Origin of the sequence: Gardnerella massiliensis (assembly GCF_003408845.1) — a bacterium.
GTDB classification, from domain to species: Bacteria; Actinomycetota; Actinomycetes; order Actinomycetales; family Bifidobacteriaceae; genus Bifidobacterium; species Bifidobacterium vaginale_H.
Genome location: NZ_LRTV01000010.1, coordinates 14,113 through 36,552 on the forward strand (window position 1 = coordinate 14,113; position 22,440 = coordinate 36,552).

Annotated in this window: 17 protein-coding genes, 2 tRNA genes and 2 pseudogenes; 13 read left to right on the forward strand and 8 right to left on the reverse strand. The window is 47.5% G+C overall.

Annotated elements, in window-relative coordinates; genetic code table 11:
* The first annotated feature begins 31 nt into the window (after nt 1–31).
* Entirely contained in the window at nt 32–1,030 is a 999-nt protein-coding gene (locus AXE77_RS05525) for a lipid II:glycine glycyltransferase FemX (protein WP_116712500.1), read from the forward strand.
* Nucleotides 1,031–1,145: 115 nt separating this feature from the next.
* Here the strand turns inward: AXE77_RS05525 and AXE77_RS06970 are convergent.
* Together AXE77_RS06970 and AXE77_RS06975 are read right to left on the reverse strand one after the other, a co-directional pair.
* Nucleotides 1,146–2,243, reverse strand: a pseudogene (locus tag AXE77_RS06970) (ATP-binding cassette domain-containing protein); the annotation flags it as partial.
* 120 nt (nt 2,244–2,363) lie between these two features.
* Nucleotides 2,364–3,284: pseudogene (locus AXE77_RS06975) on the reverse strand (ABC-F family ATP-binding cassette domain-containing protein); the annotation flags it as partial.
* Between the two features lie 180 nt (nt 3,285–3,464).
* Between AXE77_RS06975 and rph the strand changes: the two are divergent.
* Both rph and AXE77_RS05540 read left to right on the forward strand, forming a co-directional pair.
* Entirely contained in the window at nt 3,465–4,226 is a 762-nt protein-coding gene (gene rph / locus AXE77_RS05535) for a ribonuclease PH (RefSeq protein ID WP_116712502.1), read from the forward strand.
* A 112-nt stretch (nt 4,227–4,338) separates the two neighbouring features.
* A complete protein-coding gene (locus AXE77_RS05540) occupies nt 4,339–5,025 on the forward strand; it encodes a non-canonical purine NTP pyrophosphatase (RefSeq protein ID WP_116712503.1) in 687 nt (228 codons plus the stop codon).
* Between the two features lie 26 nt (nt 5,026–5,051).
* On the opposite strand, the gene AXE77_RS05545 is transcribed toward AXE77_RS05540, so the two are convergent.
* Together AXE77_RS05545 and AXE77_RS05550 are read right to left on the reverse strand one after the other, a co-directional pair.
* Nucleotides 5,052–5,132 (reverse strand) — tRNA-Leu (locus AXE77_RS05545).
* Nucleotides 5,133–5,203: 71 nt separating this feature from the next.
* Nucleotides 5,204–5,276, reverse strand: a tRNA-Thr gene (locus tag AXE77_RS05550).
* 539 nt (nt 5,277–5,815) lie between these two features.
* Between AXE77_RS05550 and pgi the strand changes: the two genes are divergently transcribed.
* Nucleotides 5,816–7,510 (forward strand): glucose-6-phosphate isomerase, encoded by a 1,695-nt coding sequence (pgi, locus tag AXE77_RS05555; RefSeq protein WP_116712543.1) that lies wholly within the window; start codon nt 5,816–5,818, stop codon nt 7,508–7,510.
* A 32-nt stretch (nt 7,511–7,542) separates the two neighbouring features.
* On the opposite strand, the gene AXE77_RS05560 is transcribed toward pgi, so the two are convergent.
* On the reverse strand, nt 7,543–7,803 hold the full coding sequence (locus AXE77_RS05560; RefSeq protein ID WP_116712504.1) for a hypothetical protein: 261 nt from the start codon (nt 7,801–7,803) through the stop codon (nt 7,543–7,545).
* A gap of 87 nt (nt 7,804–7,890) precedes the next feature.
* Here AXE77_RS05560 and AXE77_RS06665 point away from each other — a divergent pair, with 87 nt between their 5' ends.
* The 9 genes from AXE77_RS06665 to AXE77_RS05600 all read left to right on the forward strand — a co-directional run bounded on the left by AXE77_RS06665 (nt 7,891) and on the right by AXE77_RS05600 (nt 18,872).
* Complete coding sequence (locus AXE77_RS06665; RefSeq protein WP_165846091.1) at nt 7,891–8,037, forward strand: hypothetical protein; 147 nt, start codon at nt 7,891–7,893, stop codon at nt 8,035–8,037.
* A 327-nt stretch (nt 8,038–8,364) separates the two neighbouring features.
* Nucleotides 8,365–10,113, forward strand: coding sequence for an ABC transporter permease (locus tag AXE77_RS05565; RefSeq protein ID WP_116712505.1), 1,749 nt, complete (start codon nt 8,365–8,367; stop codon nt 10,111–10,113).
* A gap of 192 nt (nt 10,114–10,305) precedes the next feature.
* Nucleotides 10,306–11,817 carry an ABC transporter ATP-binding protein gene (locus AXE77_RS05570; protein ID WP_116712506.1) on the forward strand — a complete coding sequence of 504 codons (1,512 nt, stop codon included), beginning with the start codon at nt 10,306–10,308 and terminating at the stop codon, nt 11,815–11,817.
* A gap of 311 nt (nt 11,818–12,128) precedes the next feature.
* Nucleotides 12,129–12,497, forward strand: a complete 369-nt coding sequence (gene rplS / locus AXE77_RS05575) for a 50S ribosomal protein L19 (RefSeq protein ID WP_004127473.1) — start codon at nt 12,129–12,131, stop codon at nt 12,495–12,497.
* A gap of 29 nt (nt 12,498–12,526) precedes the next feature.
* Nucleotides 12,527–13,321 carry a signal peptidase I gene (gene lepB, locus AXE77_RS05580; protein WP_116712507.1) on the forward strand — a complete coding sequence of 265 codons (795 nt, stop codon included), beginning with the start codon at nt 12,527–12,529 and terminating at the stop codon, nt 13,319–13,321.
* An 8-nt stretch (nt 13,322–13,329) separates the two neighbouring features.
* A complete protein-coding gene (locus AXE77_RS05585; protein WP_116712508.1) occupies nt 13,330–14,046 on the forward strand; it encodes a ribonuclease HII in 717 nt (238 codons plus the stop codon).
* A gap of 129 nt (nt 14,047–14,175) precedes the next feature.
* Nucleotides 14,176–15,279 (forward strand): LacI family DNA-binding transcriptional regulator, encoded by a 1,104-nt coding sequence (locus tag AXE77_RS05590; RefSeq protein ID WP_116712544.1) that lies wholly within the window; start codon nt 14,176–14,178, stop codon nt 15,277–15,279.
* Nucleotides 15,280–15,459: 180 nt separating this feature from the next.
* Nucleotides 15,460–18,018: an ABC transporter gene (locus AXE77_RS05595; RefSeq protein WP_205727529.1), complete on the forward strand. Its 2,559-nt coding sequence runs from the start codon at nt 15,460–15,462 to the stop codon at nt 18,016–18,018.
* Nucleotides 18,019–18,104: 86 nt separating this feature from the next.
* On the forward strand, nt 18,105–18,872 hold the full coding sequence (locus AXE77_RS05600; protein WP_116712509.1) for an HNH endonuclease family protein: 768 nt from the start codon (nt 18,105–18,107) through the stop codon (nt 18,870–18,872).
* Between the two features lie 7 nt (nt 18,873–18,879).
* Here the strand turns inward: AXE77_RS05600 and AXE77_RS05605 are convergent, their stop codons facing one another.
* From AXE77_RS05605 to trxA, 3 genes are all read right to left on the reverse strand, one after another.
* Nucleotides 18,880–20,490: an MDR family MFS transporter gene (locus tag AXE77_RS05605; protein ID WP_165846092.1), complete on the reverse strand. Its 1,611-nt coding sequence runs from the start codon at nt 20,488–20,490 to the stop codon at nt 18,880–18,882.
* Between the two features lie 333 nt (nt 20,491–20,823).
* Nucleotides 20,824–21,813 carry an aggregation-promoting factor C-terminal-like domain-containing protein gene (locus AXE77_RS05610; RefSeq protein ID WP_116712510.1) on the reverse strand — a complete coding sequence of 330 codons (990 nt, stop codon included), beginning with the start codon at nt 21,811–21,813 and terminating at the stop codon, nt 20,824–20,826.
* 239 nt (nt 21,814–22,052) lie between these two features.
* On the reverse strand, nt 22,053–22,400 hold the full coding sequence (gene trxA / locus AXE77_RS05615) for a thioredoxin (RefSeq protein WP_116712547.1): 348 nt from the start codon (nt 22,398–22,400) through the stop codon (nt 22,053–22,055).
* Nucleotides 22,401–22,440 lie beyond the last annotated feature (40 nt).

The following is a 22,440-nucleotide window of genomic DNA, read 5'->3' on the forward strand; positions in this document are numbered from 1 at the left end:
ATCTCATTCGGACTGAAATCAAGGAGAATATATGCCTATACTCGATAAAAATGATGCTGCCAAAGTTTTGGAATACGAGGAATTTGTAAAAAATTCTCCATTCGGCAACGCAATGCAAGATATGCGGTGGGCGCAAGTAAAGAACAATTGGATTAGTGAATACGTTTACCTCGAGAAGGATGGCAAGATTACGGCTGCAATGTCGATTCTTGGCATTAAAGCCGTAGACGACAAAATGTTTCTTTACGCTCCGCACGGTCCTGTGAGCGACTTTTACGATATTGAAACTACGAAAAAGCTTATTGAAGAAGCTAAGCCGCTTGTCGAAAAGTACCATGCGTTCCTGTTAAGAATGGATCCGTGCGTTCAGAACGACCAGGATCTCGTTAAAAAGTATAGGGACGAAGGTTTTACTTTCAGAAGCGACGGGGAACCGTTACATTCGTTCTCAAACCCACGTTACGAGATGATGCTCAGTCTTGAGGGTAAAACAACTGACGACCTGCTTGCTGGTTTTAGCGTTATGACAAGAAGGCATATCAGGGCTTCTCTTAAAGCCGGTGTGACTTCGCGTTATGGGCGCTCGCAGGAAGATATTGACACGTTCTATGAGCTTACAGAAATTATGGCGCATAGGCACGGTATTACGTATCGTCCTAAGGAGTATTTCGAGCGCATGCTCGCAGCCTATCCGGAAATGCGAATTTACAGCACTGAATATGAAGGAAAGACTATTGCCAGCATGATTGGTTTGCCTTATAACGGCGAACTTTGGTACATGTATGGTGCCACCGCAACTATGCAGGGCAAAGTAAGCCCGGGCTATCTTTCTATTTGGGATCTCATTCAGTGGGGTCATGAAACCGGTATGAAGTATTTCAATATGGGCGGCGTTTTCTCGCTGGATGTGAGCGACGGATTGTACTTCTTTAAGTACGGTTTCTGCAAGGCGAACGATCCGTTTGTGTGGATTGGTGAGTTAGACGTGGTAACTGACGAGGCTGCGTACGCTAAGTTCATTAATAGGTGATTAGTTAGTTTTACGTACGTTTGTGTGCGTACGTTTGTGCAATAAAGGGGCTTGAGATGGTGTCTCAGGCCCCTTTTGTATTGCTATCAACCAAAGTCGCGTGTAGGAGTTGATATTATTCGATTTGTTCGGAAAGCTGCATCCACTCTTCTTCTAACGCATCCGCTTCCGCAGTATTCTTTTGCAAATCTTCATTAAGAGCCTGCAAGCCTACGAAATCGCTCGGATCGTGTGCGGCCATGCTCGATTCGATTGCTGCTTTCTGCTCCTCAAGTTTTGCTAGCTTTCGCTCTATTGCAGCCACGCGCCTAGTTGCTTCATGGTATGCTTTGCCGGTTAATTTTGGTTCGCTGCTCGCGGCTTGCGCAGCGTCGTTTTGAGAGTCGCTATCCTGCGTTTGCGCTTGGTTTTGTGCCTGCGTTTTGTTTTGTGTTTGCGCTGCACCGAGCTTATTTTCGTGTTCGCGTTGCAAGCGTTCTACAATTTGCAAATATTCGTCAACTCCTCCCGGAAGGTGGCGAATATTGCCGTCAATCAGCGCAAACTGCTGATCGGTTACGCGCTCGAGTAAGTAGCGATCGTGGGAAACCACAATCAACGTTCCTGGCCACGTATCGAGCAGGTCTTCCATAACCGCAAGCATATCGGTGTCAAGATCGTTTCCCGGCTCGTCCATAATGAGCACGTTCGGTTCATCGAGAAGAATCAGCAGCAGTTGCATGCGTCGCTTTTGTCCACCGGAAAGATCGGCAATCGGCGTCATAAGTTGCTCAGGTCTGAACCCAAGCCGTTCCATGAGTTGGCCAGGAGTTACTTCCTTACCGTCGATAATGTAACTTGGCTTGTAACGGCTCAGCACTTCCTTGACTTTATATTTTCCAAGCTTTTCAAGCTCTTCCAAACGTTGCGAAAGTACGGCAAATTTAACCGTTTTTCCAATATTTACGTGTCCTAACGTAGGTTTGAGTGATCCGTCAATAATGCTTAACAGTGTCGATTTGCCAGCTCCGTTTGCTCCCACGATTCCGAAGCGATCGCCAGGGCCTATAAGCCATGTTGCGTTGTCGAGAATCATGCGGCCGGTAATCGTTTTTTGTTCGGCTGCTGAAGTTTCCTGATTGTTATCGTCGAGTGTGGTTGAATCGTTGTCGACGGCAATGGTGACGCTTCCTACGTGCGTTGGTTGCGCAAAAGTAGATTCGACAATATCGATTTTTTGTAAAGCCTTCGTTGCGTTTGCGTTTTCTGTTGCGTTTGCGTTTTCTGTTGCGTTTGCGTTTTCTGTTGCGTTTGCGTTTTCTGTCGCAGTTACGCTACTTTCTGCAATATCGGGATCGATACTAGCCAACTGTTGATTATTCTCAAAAATTTGCGTTACGTTAATTAAATCAACAACTTGCTTACCCAAACGTGACGTCGCCATTTTTTTCAACTCAAGCGTATTTCGCAACGGCGGCACATCCGCAATCAATTCGCGCGCCTGCTTCACATGGAATTTCTGCTTGGTGGAACGTGCTCTGGCTCCTCGAGAAAGCCACGCTAATTCCTTGCGGGCAAGGTTGCGCCGGCGTTCTTCGCGCACGTCGGCCTGGCGGTCGCGTTCTACGCGTTGCATCATATATGCGCTGTATCCGCCCTCAAACGGATCAATGGTGCCGTCGTGCACTTCCCACATTGACGTACAAACCTCATCCAGGAACCAGCGGTCGTGGGTCACAATCAGCAACGCGCCTTGCCCATCCTGCCAGCGGTGCATAAGGTGTTCAGCTAGCCAATGAATAGTTACCACGTCCAGGTGGTTGGTAGGTTCGTCCAAGGCGAGAATATCCCAATCGTGCAGCAGCAGCCTTGCCAAGTCGGCGCGTCTACGTTGACCTCCGGAAAGTGTGCCTACGCGAGCTTCCAGGTTGATTCCACCAAGCAGTGCTTCTACAATTTCGCGCGATTGCGGATCTGCCGCCCACTCGTAGTCTTCGCGATTTTCCAAAGCCGCTTCACGGACGGTTGCGTTGTCGTCCAAAGGATCGCGTTGATCGAGTATGCCAAACGTAAGCCCTCCACGTTTGGTGACGCGTCCTGAATCTGGTTTCATACGTCCAGATAGCAGGTGAAGTAGTGTTGATTTTCCGTCACCGTTGCGTCCCACAATTCCTATACGGTCGCCTTCAAAAACGCCGATGGTTACGTCAGCAAAAATCGTTTTGGTAGCAAATTCTAACGAAACTCGTTCTAGTCCCAAATCATACGTAGGCATAATGCACCAATATAGCTGTAGAGTCCTACGAAAAGGGTGCAGGCAAGTAAAGTGGTCGAGTAAAGTGACGTAAGTAAGTTGCAAATAAAGTAACGAATAAAGTTGCAAATAAAGTAACGAATAAAGTGACAAGTAACGTGGCAAATAGAAGATAAACGCCACGTGCTAAATTGGTGGATTATGGCTCAAATTAAGGATATGTTGTCGTCGAAAGAAATAATTCGTGCGGATGGACGTGCTGTTAACCAATTGAGACCAGTGCGTATAACGCGTAAATTTACTGACGTTCCGGAAGGATCAGTGCTTATTGAGTGCGGGAATACGCGCGTTATGTGCACAGCAACATTTACTGTTGGGGTTCCGCGTTGGAGGAGAGACTCGGGCTTGGGTTGGGTTACAGCAGAATATTCGATGCTTCCTCGAGCCACTGCAGAGCGCACTAATCGCGAGTCGGTGAGTGGAAAAATAGGTGGTCGTACGCACGAAATTAGCCGTCTTATTGGCCGTTGCTTGCGTGGCGTGGTTGATATGAAAGCCATGGGTGAATGCCAGATTCAGATTGATTGTGACGTGTTGCAGGCAGATGGTGGCACTCGCACCGCTTCGGTAACTGGAGCTTATGTGGCATTGGTTGACGCACTTAATTGGGCTGAGCGTAATGGTCACATTCGTTCCGCGGCCAACGTGCTGAAGGATTCTGTTTCTGCGGTTTCGGTAGGCGTTATCAATGGAACTCCTATGCTTGATTTGCCGTATGTGGAAGATAGTCAGGCAATGACCGATATGAACGTGGCTATGACTGGTTCTGGTGAGTTTATTGAAATTCAGGGCACGGCTGAGCATCGTCCGTTTAATCGTGACGAATTAAATACGTTGCTCGATTTGGCGACGCAAGGAAATCGTGCATTACAAGCTGCCCAACGTGAGGCGTTATCAAAGTAGCGTTTGGTTCGGCGATTGCGCGGTGCGTGATTGCGCGGTGCGTGATTTCGCAAAGCATACACATAATTAAACAGACATTATAAGGAATATTAAGAGTTGAAGGAGAACGGGCGTGAAACTTGTTGTGGCTACACATAATGAGGGAAAACTCGTTGAAATTAAGCGCATCTTATCGGAGCAGTTAGAGCATTTAGCAGATCGTTTTGAATTAGTTACTGCGGGATCGCTTGGGTTGCCGGATCCTGTGGAAACTGGCGTAACCTTTGAGCAGAATGCCTTGATTAAGGCGCGCGACGTTGCTGCAAGAACGGGATTGCCTGCTATCGCCGACGACTCGGGCCTTATTGTCGATGTTTTAGGGGCTGCTCCGGGAGTGCTGTCGGCGCGATGGAGTGGTGTACATGGCGATGACCGCGCAAATAATGAACTGTTGCTTCGTCAGCTTGCGGACATTCCTGACCAATTCCGCACTGCGCGTTTTCGTTGTGCTGCGGCTCTTGCTATTCCGGATTCTTGCAGTGAAGTGCCGCTAAGTAGTGCTATGTCTCACGAGCGTGGTTTTGAAACAGTTCGAGTTGGGGAAATGATTGGTCGCTTAATACGTGAGGAGCGTGGCAAGAACGGCTTTGGTTACGATCCGCTGTTTGTGCCTGATGAGCAGCCGATTCGTGACGGGGTTCGTATGGAAGGTTTGACGAGTGCGGAGCTTACGCAGGAAGAAAAAAATGCAATTTCTCACCGTGGGCATGCTTTGCGCGCTTTGATGCCGGAATTTAGAGCGTTATTTATTGCAGAATAATAGTGGAATAATAGTGGAAATTTTTGTGCGCGAGATGGGACTTGAACCCACACGTCGTAAGACACAGGAACCTAAATCCTGCGCGTCTACCATTCCGCCACTCGCGCATCAACCTGGAAAAACCAACCGAGCGCGTACGCACAAACAAGAAGCATTGATGCGCCCGAATGGGCCAGAGAGCCACTTGACAGAATCGAACTGTCGACCTTCTCATTACGAGTGAGACGCTCTACCGACTGAGCTAAAGTGGCAAGTTGCCCGAGAAGCATTCGCGACTCGCGCACAAATCAAATACTATATAGCATATTTTTATATTTGTCCAATTGGGCGCGCCGTGCCGCGCTGACTGCACCAGTGTCTCAAAACGACCAAAATGAGACACTAGCGCAGAACACCAACTGCACGCGGGTCCGAAGAACGGGATTAAGAGACACTAGCGCAGAACACCAACTGCACGCGGGTCCGAAGAACGGGATTAAGAGACACTAGCGCAGAACACCAACTGCACCAGTGTCTCAAAACGACCAAAATTAGACACTCACGCAGCGCGCTGACTGCACCAGTGTCCCAAAGACCTCCAAACGTTAGATGTGTTGCGCGCGTTTGGAACGACGCGCTAAACAAGATGCAACATAGACTATAAGATTTTATGCGCGAACCATCAGTATTATTGTGTTCGTTTTTATGTTAAGCTTCGCGTGTTTCTGTCTGCTTTTGTGAGTATCTTGTGAAGTGGATGATAGCGACAATTGCTGTCGCATCAGTTGAAGAAATGAAAGGACCAAAACAAATGGCCATCAATCCGCCAGTTGACGCCGTAAAGACCCCAGAATGGGCTGCATTGCAGAAGCATTACGACGAGTTACAGTCTGAAGGCGTTTGCCTGAAGAAGTGGTTTGCAGAGGATGCAAACCGTGTGGATAAGTTGAGCTTCGAAGCTGGAGATCTCCACTTCGATCTTTCTAAGAATTTGATTAAGCCAGAAACGCTGAAGCTTTTTGCTGACCTTGCTAAGGCTGTAAAGCTTGACGAGCGCACCAAGGCAATGTACACCGGCGTGCACATTAACAATACCGAAGATCGTGCAGTGTTGCACACCGCTTTGCGTCGCCCAGCAGAGGATGCTGGTAAGTTCATGGTTGACGGTCAAGACACCGTTGCCGACGTGCGTGAAGTGTTGGGTCGTATTTACGATTTTGCTAACGAAGTTCGCTCCGGCGCCTGGAAGGGCGTTACTGGCAAGAACATCAAGACCGTTGTGAACATTGGTATCGGTGGTTCCGACTTGGGCCCGGTCATGGTTTACGAAGCCTTGAAGCCATACGCTGACGCTGGCATTAGCGCTCGCTACGTTTCTAACATTGATCCAAACGACATGGCCGAAAAGACCAAGGATTTGGATCCAGAAACCACGCTGTTCATCATCGTTTCCAAGACTTTCACCACTTTGGAAACCTTGACCAACGCTCGTACCGCTCGCACCTGGTTGCTTAACAAGCTTCAGGAATCCGGCGCTATCGACGGCTCCGACGCAAAGAAGGCTGAAGCTGTTGCTAAGCACTTCGTGGCTGTTTCCACCAACCTCGAAAAGGTTGAAGAGTTCGGCATCAACCCAACCAACGCCTTTGGCTTCTGGAACTGGGTTGGCGGTCGTTACTCTGTGGATTCCGCTGTTGGTACTTCTTTGGCTGTGGTTCTCGGCCCAGAGCGTTTCGAAGAGTTCTTGCACGGCTTCCACGCAATCGATACTTACTTTGCTGAAACCCCGTTCGAGAAGAACGTTGTGGTGCTTCTCGGTATGCTCAACGTTTGGTACCGCAACTTCTACAAGGTTGCTTCCCACGCTGTGCTTCCTTACGACCAGTACTTGCACCGCTTCCCAGCTTATTTGCAGCAGCTCACCATGGAATCCAACGGTAAGTCTGTGCGCTGGGACGGCACTCCTGTAACCAGCGAAACCGGCGAAATCTTCTGGGGCGAGCCAGGCACTAACGGCCAGCACGCTTTCTACCAGTTGATTCACCAGGGCACCCAGCTTATTCCAGCTGATTTCATCGCCTTTGTGAACACGCCAAATCCTACTAAGGATGGCGACCAGGATGTGCACGAGCTCTTCTTGGGCAACTATCTTGCACAGACTAAGGCTCTTGCTTTCGGTAAGACTGCTGACGAAGTTCGCGCTGAAGGCACTCCAGAGGAGATTGTGCCAGCTCGCGTATTCGAGGGCAACCGTCCAACCACTTCCATCTTCGGCGATGCTTTGACCCCATTCAGCTTGGGCGAGCTTATTGCTCTCTACGAGCACATCACCTTCGTTGAAGGCACTGTGTGGGGCTTGGATTCCTACGATCAGTGGGGTGTGGAACTTGGCAAGCAGCTTGCAAAGCAGATTACTCCTGCAATCTCTAAGGATGACGATGCTTTGGCAGCTCAGGATGCTTCTACCCAGAGCTTGATCCGCTTCTATCGCGCTCATCGCAAGTAATTGCGTAGTAGTTTTATTTAGCGATTGCTGATTTATAGGCCTCTTGGCGTTAATTCGTCAAGAGGCTTTTTGTTTTGAACATTTTCGGGAGTTTTTTCTCCGGCGTTTGTTGCTGTTTTGGTGGTTTTTTGGAACATTTGCGGGAGAATTTCCTGGTTTTGTTGTTGTTTTGGTGGTTTTGTGGAACATTTGCGGGAAAAACTCCGGCGTTTGTTGTTGTTTTGGCCGTGTTGTGGAACATTTGCGGGAAAAACTCCGGCGTTTGTTGTTGTTTTGGCCGTGTTGTGGAACATTCTCCGGAAAATCTCGCCGGCTTTTGTAGCTTGACACGGTATCTGCGATATTTTATAATTAGCACGAACTTAAGGAGGTGATTCGCCGTGAAACATGACAGTAAAAGCCATAATTCTAGTACTCGTACTGATGAAGGCTCCGACACTATTGGCAGTAGTAGTTCGGACGTTCCTCCTGAATATATGAAGCCGGCAATCACCAAAGTTAGGTTACAAAACTTGCGAAATATATAACTTGCGAAATATATAACTTACAGAGTTAAAAACGTGAGTTCTAGTTATTTGTGCCTGTAACGTAATCAATGGTGATACGGCTACACAAGAATTATGCAAAATTACGCAAAGAAATTACGCAAGAAATTACAAAATAATTACGCAAAGAAATTACGCAAAATAATTACGCAAAAATTACAAAATCTAAATAGAAATCCGCAAAGAATCTAAATAGATATCTGCGTAATAAATAACATAACAAATCGTAATAAGCAACGTAATAAATAAATAGAAATAAACACAATAGACGAAGGCGAACTCACTTATTGCCTATTCGAGGATTTTATTATGACCATATTTACGACGTCGCGCAAGGAAAGCGCAGCAACGCAGGTTGACGAGAACACTCGATTCTTGTCAGACATTCTTGTGTGCATTGGCATTATAGCCGTTTTTGGCGTTACTGCTTTCCTCATCCAGCGCATTAATCAGCCGATTGGCCCAAGCGGTATTCCTTCCCAAGTGTCTACCGATTTAATTAATTTGCCATATTACACATTGCGTTCAGTGTTCCGCATGCTGATTGCTTTGGTGGCTTCTCTTATTTTCACCATTATTTACGGCTCACTTGCAGCGCGCAGCCGTCGCCTTGGGAAAGTACTTATTCCGCTTCTCGACATTCTGCAGTCGGTGCCAATCTTGGGCTTCCTTTCGGCAACGGTTACCATTTGGTTGGTGCTGTTCCCGGGTTCCATGCTTGGTGTTGAAGCAGCTTCGATTTTTGCTATTTTCACCAGCCAGGCGTGGAATATGACCTTCTCATTCCACCGTTCGCTACTGAGTGAACCAAAAGAGCTTGATGAGGCGGTTCGTAGCCTTCAGCTTACGCATTGGCAGCGTTTCTGGGTATTGGATATGCCAAACGCGATGATTCCGCTGCTGTGGAACTGCATGATGTCCGTTGGCGGTGGTTGGTTCTTCCTGACCGCTTCGGAAATGATTTCTGTTAACAATCATACGTACGCGCTTCCTGGCATTGGAAGCTTCGTAGCGCAGTCTGCTGCCGAAAATAAGCTTGGCCACATTTGGTGGGCTATTGTGGCGATGGTACTTGTGGTTCTCGCACTTGATTTCTTCTTGTGGAAGCCACTTACGGCTTGGGCTGAGCGTTTTCGTATTACGCAAAGTGCTTCAGATAATGAGCGTCACAGTGCTATTTTGACGTTGATTCGCCATTCCCACGCGGACGAAGTTATTAGTAAGCTGTTTTTGCCTATTCGAGAATGGCTTGAGAAAATTACGCGTCCGTTTGGGCGTACTGGTTCTAAGTGGCCGCACAAGGCTTCGCAACGCAAGCTTGGGGATATGGCATTTAATGTGCTGATGTTCCTGATTATTGCAACTGGAGCCGCGCACATGATTTATTTTGTTGCCACCACTGCTGGGTTGCAAGAGTTTGCTAAGGCTGGTTTGCTTGGTGGAATTACGTTTGTGCGCGTGGCTTTATTGATTTTGGTAAGCTCGCTTATTTGGGTTCCGGTTGGCGTGTTAATTGGCATGAATCCAAAGATTTCGCGCATTATGCAGCCGATTGTACAGATTCTCGCAAGCTTCCCAGCAAACTTTATTTTCCCGTTTGCTATGATGTGGTTCTTGGCTTGGCATATTGATTTAGGCTGGGGCAGTATTATTTTGATGGCACTTGGTACGCAATGGTACATTTTGTTTAATGTTATTGCTGGAGCAAGTGCTATTCCAGATGATCTTCGCGAGATGACACGCAGCTTCCGTTTAGGACGTACTTTGCGTTGGAAGACACTTATTTTGCCGTCTATTTTCGGATCGTGGTGCACCGGTGGTATTACCGCTGCAGGCGGCGCGTGGAACGCTTCTATTGTTTCCGAAATTGTGGAATATGGCAAGAATCGTATGGCAACTTCCGGCTTGGGAGCGTATATAACGAACGCTACTACCGTTGGTGATTCTGCGCGTACTTTAGTCGGTGTGACAGTGATGAGTTTGATTGTGGTGTTAAGCAATCGTTTGTTCTGGTCACCTTTGCAGCGTATTTCTGAGAGGCGTTACGTGTTGAATTAGCATTTCGCAATATGCGTTGCAAAATGTTTCACGCGACGTTTCACAAAGAATCGTAAGACGTAAGAAAAACGCAAAACGCAAAAACGCAAAAGCGCAAAAGCGCAAAACTTGAAAACACAAAACTTGAAAATGCAAATAAAAATGTAAGAAAATCACACGAAATTTTCTTATAAAACAGATTGGCAAAAAATTATGACTACTTTGAACAATGCTGCGGCAACTAAGCCATCATCAATCACCGGCGACATCATTGACGCTAAGCACATCAGCCAAAGCTTCACTTCCGACAGCGGTACCACTCAGCACGTGCTGCACGATATCTCCTTCACCCTGAGAGAAGGCGAAATTGTGGCAATTCTCGGTCGTTCTGGTGCCGGCAAATCAACCTTCCTTCGCACAATGGCAGGTCTCGTGCAACCAACGGAAGGCACAGTCACCTATCGTGGGCGAGAGCTTACAGGACCAAACCCAGGGGTGGCAATCGTGTTCCAAACCTTCGCGTTAATGCCGTGGCTTACTGTGCAAGACAATGTGGAACTTGGTTTGCGCGCTCGCGGAGTTAGCAAAGAGAAGCGTACTGAGCTTGCGCTCGCTGCAATTGACGCAATCGGTTTGGACGGCTTTGAAACCGCTTATCCGAAGGAGCTTTCCGGCGGTATGCGTCAGCGCGTTGGTATTGCGCGCGCGTTGGTGCTTCGTCCGGATGCGCTGTTCATGGATGAGCCGTTCTCCGCGCTCGATGTGCTTACTGCAGAAAACTTGCGTCAAGAAGTGCTTAAGTTGTGGTCGAGCGAGGAGCGCGATATTAAGTCGGTGCTTATTGTGACGCACAATATTGAAGAAGCGGTACAGATGGCTGATCGCGTGGTTGTTTTGGGTTCGCATCCGGGTCACTTGATTGCGGACGTTAAGGTTGATTTGCCGCGTCCTCGAGATAAGCACAGTGCAGAATTTGAAGCAATGGTCGATAATTTGTATGCGATTCTCACCGGTTCCGCACCTGATATCACGTCGGAACAAGACAATACTGAAGTTGCAGCTAATCAGGATCAAACGCAGGTTGCAGACGCTGAGGATGCTGAAGATACTGAGGCTGCTGCAATTGCAGATCTGCTTATTCAGCATCATCATGAGGATGAAACTGAAGCTAGTGCAGAAGATCAGGATGAGCCTAGCGATAGTAAGCAGGAGCCTGTGTCAGTACATTTGCTCCCGAACGCAACTCCAGGTGGTATGGCTGGTTTGCTCGACGTAATTTCAGAATATCCAGACGGTATCGATTTGGCTGATTTAGCAGCTGATCTTTCCTTCGAAATTGATGATTTGTTCCCGTTGGTTGATGCCGGTCGCATGCTCAATCTTGTTACTGCTGAAAACGGTCATATTGCTATTACTTCTGCGGGCGAGGAATGGCATAACGCTGATATTTTGCACAGTAAGCAGGTGTTTGCTCGTCTTTCCTTGGAACACGCGCCTTTGGTGCACGCTATTGACCAGGCTTTGAGCCGTAATCGTAATGGTAAGCTTCGTGGCGAATTGATTTTGGATTTGCTTCGCAGTAAGCATACGGATGCGCTTGCGCGTCAGCAGTTTGATATTGCGATTAGCTGGGGTCGTTACGGCGAGTTATTTGATTACGACGCGGACGATGACGAGTTGACACGCACGGTGGAAACTGCTCCGCTTGATGGCGTGTCGCGCTGAATTTGTGTGGATGTGCTAGTAGCTAAACCTTCGTTGTAAGCGTCCGTTACAAGCGATAGTTTGCAAGCGGTGGTTACCGGCAGGAAGCGGTAGTAATAACGCCAAAATGTCCATTACACTGCATAAATTTATTGCTTGTATGCTTTCGATAAAAGGATGCCGCATGGTTCTTTTGTCTCTAAGGTCTAGTCGCTTCTTGTTGTGAGATTGCGCGGATCGGAAGCCCCAAAAAGCAGACTTTTTGGGAACGAATACGCTAGGTTTATCTAGCTAACTTTTCGTCGATATGCGGCGGCGATGGAGGAATAATTATGGTGAATGCTGTAGAAGCATTTGATGCTAAGCATCTTAAGGCTGCTGAGGAAATCCCAGCTTTCCGTCCTGGCGACACTGTTGATGTCAACGTGAAGATTCAGGAAGGTAACAACACTCGTATCCAGACCTTCACCGGCGTGGTGATTGCTCGTAAGGGTGCTGGCGTGCGCGAGACTTTCGTTGTGCGTAAGGTGAGCTTCGGCACTGGTGTTGAGCGTCGTTTCCCACTTCATTCCCCAGCTATCGATTCGATTAAGCTGGTTCGTAGCGGTCGCGTTCGTCGCGCCAAGCTTTATTACCTTCGCGCTTTGCGCGGTAAGGCTGCTCGTATTGCCGAGCGTCGCGATAACAGCGCTGCTAAGTAATTATAAATTTAGGGTGAAGGATTTTATGTATGGCATCTCGTGGCACGCAATTAAGCGATAATCATATCGTTACCGTGGCGGGTCATGGTGTCGATCCTTCCCCCGTTCCGCCAGAGCCTCCGGAGGGTTATATACCTTCCGGCTCTGGTAGTTCAGGCAAGAAGTCTGGCGGTAATCGTTTTGCACACGCACGCAAAAGGGAGGGTGAGCATTTTTCTTGGAAAGATTTGCTCACATGGTTTGGTATCCCTGTGCTTCTGGTGTTGTTTGTGCGCATATTTTTGCTTGGAGCGTATACTATTCCTTCCGGCTCTATGCTTGATACGATTCACATCGGTGACTATGTGATTACGTCGAAACTCACTCCGCGTATTTTCCCGTTGCATCGTGGCGACGTTGTGGTTTTTGAGGATCCTGCTCATTGGTTAAGCGGCGAATCTACTTCTGGTGCCACCTCTGGTAACGATTTGATTAAGCGTCTTATTGGATTGCCAGGAGATACGGTTGAGTGCAATGGTCCAGGGGAGCCTATTGTAGTTAATGGTGTGCCGGTTCACGAATCCGCTTATATTCGTCCGGGTGTGGACCCAAGTTCTTTCCCATTTAAGGTGAAGGTTACTGAGGGGCACGTGTTTGTACTTGGTGATAATCGTGCTAATTCTGCCGATTCTCGCTATCATCGCAACGATGGCGACGATGGCTTGGTGCCAATTTCTAAAATTGAGGGCGTGGCGGTATTCCGCACATGGCCATTTGATCGCATAGGATTATTAGACGATCATCACGACGCTTTTGACAGTGTTCCTGATCGTCCTGCTAAGTAGTAGCAATTATGCAATCCCAGCTTCATAATATTCCAACTGTGCCGTCTTGTCTGCATGAGCAAAACCTTCTCAATCAAGGCTACAACTGGGTGATTGGACTTGACGAAGTCGGACGTGGCTCGTTGGCAGGGCCAGTAATGGTTGGTGCAGCGATTATTGGACAGAGCCAAGTTGAAGCGAAAACTATGCCTGAAGGTTTAGCTGATTCCAAACTTCTTACGGAACATCGCCGAAAAGCATTGTATGAGCCTTTGCAATCTTGGTGTTCTGCTTGGGCGGTTGGTTCGTGCACGAATAAAGAAATTGACGAGTGGGGGATAAGTTATGCTCTCGGCGTGGCGGCTTTGAAAGCAATTGCGTCAGCGCAGGAGCAGCTTGCTAAACGTTACGTCAACGATCCAATAGCAGGGCAGCGATTTGCGGCTATTTTGGACGGTCCTTGTGACTATATTGACAACGTAGCTAATACCTTTGATGCTCCAGACGTTCCTTTCGCTGTGAAAGTGAATACTTTAGTGAAGGCGGATCGGCAGTGTGCGAGTGTGGCTGCTGCGGCTGTTCTTGCGAAAGTAACTAGAGATGAACTTATGGTTTCGCTTGCGAACAAACCTGAGTATGCGCCTTACGATTGGGCACACAACAAAGGTTACGGTTCCTTAGCGCATCGTAACGCAATTAAAGAAAACGGACCGAGTGATTTGCACAGATTGTCCTGGCATTTGTAATTAGAAGTTACTTTTTTTTTGGAAGTAATTTTCTTTACAGCGGTGTAAAGAAAGTGTCGTTTGCATACAAAAAGTTGCTAAAAATGGTAAATTATGCAGTACAAAGTTATTGTTAGCGGGGGTTCGGGTATGGCGAAAAGCGAAGCAAAACGCGCGTCGATGATTGACGTTGCGCGAGCTGCTGGAGTAAGTCACCAAACGGTTTCACGAGTGATTAACAATTCTCCGGACGTTTCTGCAGAAACTCGCGTGCGTGTGCTGCGTATTATCGAAAAATTAGGATACCATCCCAGCAATTACGCAAGGGCTTTAGCAACTCAACAATCTCGTACGCTAGGGCTTATTGTTGGGGCTGCATCGCGTTGGTCGCAAAGTATTATTGCCCCTATTGAAGCCCAGGCCAAAGCTTGTGGAATGTTCCTCTCATTAAGCATGGTGAACGAAACGTTGTGTGAACAAAGCGACATTCGCGCACTTACTGAAAGTTTTGAAGAACAAAATGTAGACGGCATCGTTATAGATGCGCCAACGGACGCTATTTTTACTGCGCTTTGTCGCACTAATATGGTTAAGCCATGCGTTTGTGTCACCTCAACGCACGGTTCTTTAAGCGCACACGAAGGCATGAATATACTTAAGCGTCACAGCAACATTGAATATTCTGTTATTGGCATAAACCAGTGGCGTGCTATGAACGATATTGTGTCGCTGATTGCACAATACGGACATCGCAATGCCTTATATGTTGCTGGACCTGCTCAATGGCGCGGTTCTGCAACCCGTCTTGTTGCGTGGAGATCGCTTTCTGCAACGCAAGGAATACATTCGCATATTGTGCAATGCACTTCTTGGAAATCTTCGGAAAGTTACGCGCGAATGAATCATATGCTTGAAAAATTTGGTGTGGATGGCGCTGCCATACCGAGCGTCGTAGTAACCTCAAGCGACGAGCAGGCGGTGGGCGTGATGCGCTCGTTGTATGAGCATGGTTTGAAGATTCCTAACGATGTCAGCGTTGTGGGATTTGGCAATGTGCCTTCGATGGGGGATCTATTTCCTCCGCTTACTACCGTCAGTCCGGATGTGCAACAGTTGGGGTCCCTGGCTGTTCGTGAGGTGCTTCGTTTAATAAATCATGGTCCGGAACCCGCGTTTCCAGATATGGCTCGCGGTGTTGGTCAAATACCGGCGAATGTGAATCTTCGTTCTTCGCTTGCAGCGGTGTTGAGATAGCGTGAAAACGGCTTAAAATCAGCCAAATTATGCGGTTGCCGGCGTGTTGATGGTGCGTGCGCAGCGTAATCTTGAAGGGTAGTCTTGGAGGCTATAAGGGGAATTTACTGTTAAGCAAATCTGAGATATACCAGTTGACCAAAGAAGTACGAAATAAGGATTAAGGAAAAGGATCAGGAGATGATAAATCGCTGTTTTGCGTTCGTACCAGGTATTAAGCACTTAGTTGCTTTAAGGGCGACGTGTCTTGCGATTTCTTCTCTTATGAACATCGCGTTTGTGTACATTTGCGTAGGCATGCTTTCGCCGGTGTTGCGACCAGTGCGCTCGGTAGGAACTTCGTTGATGAATTCGGTGGAATTTACCTCCTACATCATTGCCTTAGTAGCTGTTATTGTGTTTAAGTACGCGGCTTTTCATACTTCATGTACCATTGCGACCGATATTGAGTCGCGTGTGGCTATGCGATTGCGGCCTAAGATGTTGCACGCTTTGCTGTCCTTGCGTTCTGCGGGAATTGAAGAACCTCAAGAGCTTGCTTCGCTTTCTGTTAACGATGATATTAATGCGTTGCAACGTTTTATTGGCGTACTTGTGCCGCAGATTGTAGCTTCTGTGCCTATTCCGGTGGTTATTGCAGCCGTGCTGTTTACTGTTAATCCGTTGATTGCTGGAATTTGTGCAGTTTCTTCTATATTTAGTGTTATTTCGTTACTGTTGGTGCTGCTGTTACGTTCGGTTGTATGGCGTTGTGTCAGCGCGTGGTGCGCATACGCCATATCTTGTGTGGCTATTGTGGCTACGGTTTGGTTGTCTTCGGTAAAAGGCGTTGGGCTTGCTGCAGCGTTGTTAACTATGCCACTGCTTATGTTGAGCGTGCAGCCGATTCGAGAAGTTGGTAAGCACCTCCACGTCGTTCAGCATGCGGTTCACGGCATGCACCATGTTGAGTCGTTGCTGCAGACGGTGAGCGCATCGTCGGCACCAATATCCTTTAGTGATGATGGCGCTACGCTCTCTCTGCCGGATGGTGCTACGGATATTGCGCTACGAATGCGTTGCGATATTGCGGATGAGCATGCTGGTAAAGACAATGAGAGACTGCGCATATCAATGATTGCGCGTTCTGGTGAGTTGCAGATAGTTCCAAGTCAGTATCAGTCAGTAATGCGCATAAATATTCTTTCCGGATGTGGATTTAATAAGACCGCTGATGTGCTGCTTTCTTATAACGATCGTTACGGAGTACACGAGGACGATATTGCTCCTTTTGTTGTGTCGGACGCTTTCGACGCAACTGAACACTCATCTTATCTGACTCTTCACGACGCAACTGTGGGGGCATTGGCGGATGTCGTTACTGTAGTGAGTGAAAGAAGCCACTTATTTGCAACTACGCTGCGTGAAAACCTGCTACTTGCGTCTCCTACGGCTACTACTACCGCAATGTGGGATGCGTTGAGAGCGGCTCGCGTAGATGGCGTTGTGTACGCAGATTATGACGGTTTAGATATGCCAATTGACCGTCTGCTTCACAATCCTGACGCGACGTACAATGCTGAAGATATTGCTCGCCGTATTATTCTTGCAAGAGCCTTACTTCGTCACACTCCCGTCTACATTTTCGATTACGCTGCGCAAACAATAAGTGAGTCTGAAGCTGCAGTGCTTACTCGAGTTTTGAGACGTTTAGCGCGTTCGGCAACGGTTATTGCATTAATGCCGAATGATGTCGGAGTTGATTCTCATGATGCGAGGATTACAGTAGAAGCGTATAAGCGTATTGCTCACGAAACTATGCGAGGTACTACAGCAGCCAAGGAATCTGTTTCTGAAGTTGTTCAACGGGATGGCAGTCGAGTACCTGCTGAAAAAATGTTAGCTTCTGCGCGCGTTGAACGCCCTGTAAGTGCTATGGCAACGGTAGTTGCTTCTACTTCCCAAGAGCACACTGTTTCGCGTCTCAAACGTGCGTTTTTTGCCATTATCTCTATGGTGGTAACCGCAATTAGTGTTGCTGCAACCGTATGTATTCCAGTAGCTATGGTGGCTGCAATGTTTGCCGTTGCCGGAAGACCTATTTTTGGTTTTGTTATGCAACAATGTGTACTGGTTGCAGTGGCTTGCATGTTCGTTCGTGCTTTTACGCTGGTACTGTTGTTTGCTGGGGTCGATATGCACCACGAGCATTTGCATAAAGCCCACATAAGTATGAATGTTGGCATGGTTTGTGCAGTTTTGCCATTACTGGTGGTGCTGTACTTCCTGGATGTTGATTTGTCGTATGTTGCAATAGTTTCTTGCGTACTTTTGGTGTTTGTGCTTCCTCGTTACCTTCTTATGCGATCGCGGCATATTGTGCAAAAAGTTCGCGTTGAACAGCATGAGGTCGAGTGTGAAGTAAGTGATATCGAGCTTGGAATTGATGAGGTACTTGCCTTCCGACAAGGTGAACATTGCGTAAAACACATGGTTGCTTCCATGAAGAAAGTGTCACAGCAGAATATGCGATTGTCGCGTAAAATTGGCGGAATCTCAGCCTTCGTGCTGGTGTTGTCATTGGTGAGTATTGCTACTTCGGCATTGTTGGTTGCTCATACTATTCATCCAGTGCCGACGAATATTCCTGCTTGGAATACGGTGTATGCTGTTATGGCCATGGTGCTGTTGGTGAGTATGATTCAGCAGGTATCCGGTGTGGTGTTGCAGCGCATACCTTCTATGGTGAAGGTTAAGTGATATTTGTTTAACAATGGTGAGCAAACGAAATTAAGCGGAAATGTTATTTACACGATACGTAGATTAGGTTGGGGGGGGGGCTGAATATGCGTTATCGCTGTACCCGGTTGGGGCATAATCGAAGTAATCAGCGCGGAAGACGTCCGCATAATCGCAGTGTTGTTGCGCTACTATGGCTTATTGCGTGCGCGGCTTTATGCGGGGTTATTATTGGTCTGCTACTTCCTAAAATCAACCATACGGCTGGCCAGATTACGGGAGAGTATGAGGCGAGCGGTGAGGCTGCTCGTATTTTGCAACATCTTAAAGTGGCTCGAGCACACCATGGCGGGTATGAGCGGCAAGTCTTTGGGTATCGTACTACTGACGAAGATGGCAACGGTTGTGATGTGAGAGAAGACGTATTAGCCCGAGATTTGAAGGATGTGCGATACAAGTATGCGGGATCCTGCCAGGTGAGTCTGGGGTTGTTACACGATCCTTATACGGGGCTTTTGATTCATTTTGTAAGGGGTCGTAAAACAAGTTCGCTAGTGCAAATTGATCACGTTGTTGCTTTACAAAACGCCTGGGAGTCGGGGGCTTGGAATTGGCGGCAAACTAAGCGTCTTAAATTTGGTAACGACATGCTTAATTTACTTGCTGTGCAGGGTGCTGCGAATCAAGAAAAAGGTTCCGCTTCAGCAGCATACTGGTTACCTTCAAACAAATCCTTTAGATGCGCGTATGTAGCTAGGCAGATTGCGGTGAAATATAAGTATGGTTTGTCGGTGACGCGCGAAGAAAAGCGAAGCATGGCTGCGGTTCTGCACGGCTGCAGAGCGCAAGCGTTACCTGATGAAGAAGCGCGGTAGCGTAAGACTAATATTGATGATGCGTGTGATCGTGCATAACGTCGTGATGCTCGGTTGCGTGTGGAATATGCAGTACCCGCATACGATCAATTGCTCTGCGGGCAAGATTATGCGCCGATCCAGTGCCTTCACCTTTTACTGCGACAATAACTAGTATTGCCATTACAGCGGTAATAAGCGCGCTGATGCGGAGCGTCCACTGTACGCCGAAAATACTTGCTGCAACGTCTGCAGCGTGGCCTGAACCGGTGATGCTGTGGCGCCAAGTAGTGAGTACCGTCATGGTTACCACCAGCACTGGAGCACCTATAGCGCCCCATAACTGACGCATAGTATTGGTTACTGCGGAACCGTCACCAAGTTCGTCTTTGCGCAAGCAATTCAGCGACCAAGTGGTTATAGGCATCAGCAGAAAGCCCATGCCGATTTGACGCGTAAATTGCCAAATGGAAATCCACCAAATCCACGTATCCATATCGATAAGGCTCATCATTACTGTGCCAAACAGCAGGATAATAGAGCCTGCCATAGCAACTGGTCGGACACCAAAACGATCGAGCATACGGCCGCCAAAATACTGGGAAATAGCCATGCCTAGCGCGCCCGGTAGCAGTATCAGTCCGCTCATAGTGGCAGAAAAACCGCGATCAGACTGAATATACAACGGAATTAACACCATAATGGAACTGAACGCAAAAAACGTAAGGCAAGCGCAAACTGTACCAACCATAAAGTAACGGTTCTTTAATACGCCCAAACCAAGCAGCGGAACTTTACCAAGTTTTTGATGACGGAGCTGACGAATCACGAACCAAGCGATACCAAAAGCACCAATCGTCATAGGTCCCCACGACAGTGGACTATTAATACCGCAGTCCTCAATATTGGTAAAACCAAACATTAATCCGCCAAAACCAATCACTGACAGTCCAACTGAGAAAAAGTCAGCATGTGCGTTAGGATCATGTTCGCCAAAGTTATGCAAGAATAATGTCGCTACAATAACGGAAATCACACCGATAATAGTGAGCGAACAGAAAATAGAACGCCACCCGTTCATGTCGGTTTGTAAGCCGCCGATAGTAGGACCGATTGCCGGAGCAATACTCATAGCCATACCGACACTGCCCATGGCCATGCCTCGTCGCGTCACCGGGTACACAGAAAATACAGTAATTTGTAGAACAGGCCACATTACGCCAGTGCCAATTGCTTCCAAAGTGCGTCCCAACAACGCCATCATAAAATCGCTACTCAACCAAGCCAAAACTGAGCCGAGCGTAAAAAGAACCATAGAAGTAATAACGATTTGGCGCGTAGAAAAACGTCTCGTAAGGAACGCCGTAAGCGGCACCATAATAGCCATAATCAGCTGAAAAATAGAAGTAAGCCATTGGCCGGTGGTGACGCTAATACCAAATTCGTGAACGATAGTTGGCAGGGCAGCAGTGAGCTGAAGTTGCGCGAAATTGCCGATAAAGGTAATAAAAGTGAGAATAGCTAACGAAATAAGTGCAGGTCGTGTAAGTCGATTATTGCGATACGCTTCCTCTCCAGTCAGTGCGTGACTGAGATTATGACTGCTAGTAAGCCACGATACGTGTGTCACAATAAACATCCTTTGCTATCGTTATTTTTTTCTTAATTGTAATGTGGCAATGCTTGTGCAGGGCTGCGTTACTAATGGGATTCTTGCCAATGCGAATCACTATTTATCACTGTTTGCCACTGGTTGCCAATCACTGTTTATCACTATTCTTAATCACTGCCAACTTAGACAGCGGTCATTATATGCGCCGCTTTATATGCCGTTGCAATCATACCAATAATACGCGCAACACAAAGCACGCCTATTCCGCGCAAATGTCGCGTTTGAAAAAGTAACGACAGTTGAAATAAGTCAACAGAAATAAATTGCGGACAGTTAACTTAGTAGTTCGGTAATAGTAGCTCAGTAACTGCGGTAAGTGCGCCAATGATTGTAAGCGCCCTGGATGGAACCGTAGCGGCCGTTGCAGTAATTCCAGAACCAACGAAGCTGCGTTTGATAGTTGGTGGCCCAATCAGCGCCGGCAGAAGCCATTTTTCCACCCGGCAACGCCTGTGGCAAGCCATAAGCGCCAGAAGGATTCATAGCGTTTACGCGCCAACCTGACTCGTGCGTAATAATAAACACCGTAGCGCTAAAATCAGCCTCGCTGTAACCGTTGGAAATCAGCCAATCGTGCGCCCACTGCTGCATTTCGCCAGCAGGAACTGTGGTGCCAATAGAAGCTGCAAAACCATGTCCCGCAGAAGCGCCACCAGTACCAACAAGAATCACCTTATCTTTTGGCGCCTTTTTTACGTAAGAAGCGAAGATGTTAGAAGTAACAACCTTACCCTTAGCGCGTGTAACGATTTTCGCAGTTTCCATAACGCCATTAACGCCTTCGGACTGTACTTTCTCAGTGCCCTTTGGCAAAGCGGCAGTTTCCTTCTTTACTACGTTAAAAGCGATTGAATCGTCGGCAGTTTCCAACTTTGCTCCCGCACGATTAATAGTGATAACCGTGGATTCGTCAACTTTAGCGGTTAATGAAGGAGATATCACATCGTGTGGTTCAAGCGTAATATCGCCAGCTTCAAGCACAGACTTAACGTTGGTAAAATGAGTGCCCAAAACTGTGCGACGGTGGCCATTAATAACCACTGTTACATAGGATGTGCCGCTTTTACGAAGCGCATCACGAAAAGCGCTACGGGAAACTTCCTGAGAAGTATCAGTAGCTGAATAAGCAGTAACAGGGGCCGCGTGCCCTTGCGTTGAAGTATAAAAATTGCGTGAGGCAAAGCCGAGCGTCACCAAAGCTAACACACCAACAACAACCATGCCAACCTTAGCCCACTGACGTGAACTCAGTGAACTTAATGTAGCAGTATGCTTACGGTGACTGGCCATAGCCCTCCTTACTTCTTCAATGCAATCAGTCCGCAATCGCCTGCGAACTTTCCATAACCAAGGAGCGAATAGAGTCGCTCACTTATACAAAACCGTATTCGATTATAATCCGTGGTCTAGTCCACAAGAAAATAAGTAACCAAACCTACGAGAATCCTGCCTGTATAAAAGTTGTATAAAAGTTATATAAAACCTACTTAAATAAGACCTATATAAATCTATATAAATCTATATAAAAGCTAGTTGTTTTCCGAATCTTCAGACGGCTCGTAAGCCTGAGCTTGCTCAACTAAATCTTCCAAATCAGAAGCAAGCAAGGATCCAGCCTGACGATAAATAACTTCACCGCGCTTAATTACCATAAGTGTTGGAACCGCTTGAATCTGCGCAGCTTCAGCAATCGTGGCGCACTCATCCACGTCAACCTTAACGAAAGGAATGTCAGGATACTTGTCGCTCACTTTTTCAAAAACAGGGCCAAATGCGCGGCACGGACCGCACCAAGTCGCCCAAAAATCGACTACGACAATCTCGTGCGTTGATGCAATTTGTTCAAAATTCTCTGAACTGGCGTGTATTGCTGCCATATATTCCCCTTCATCGCGTGGATTTTTTATTCGTTCTATT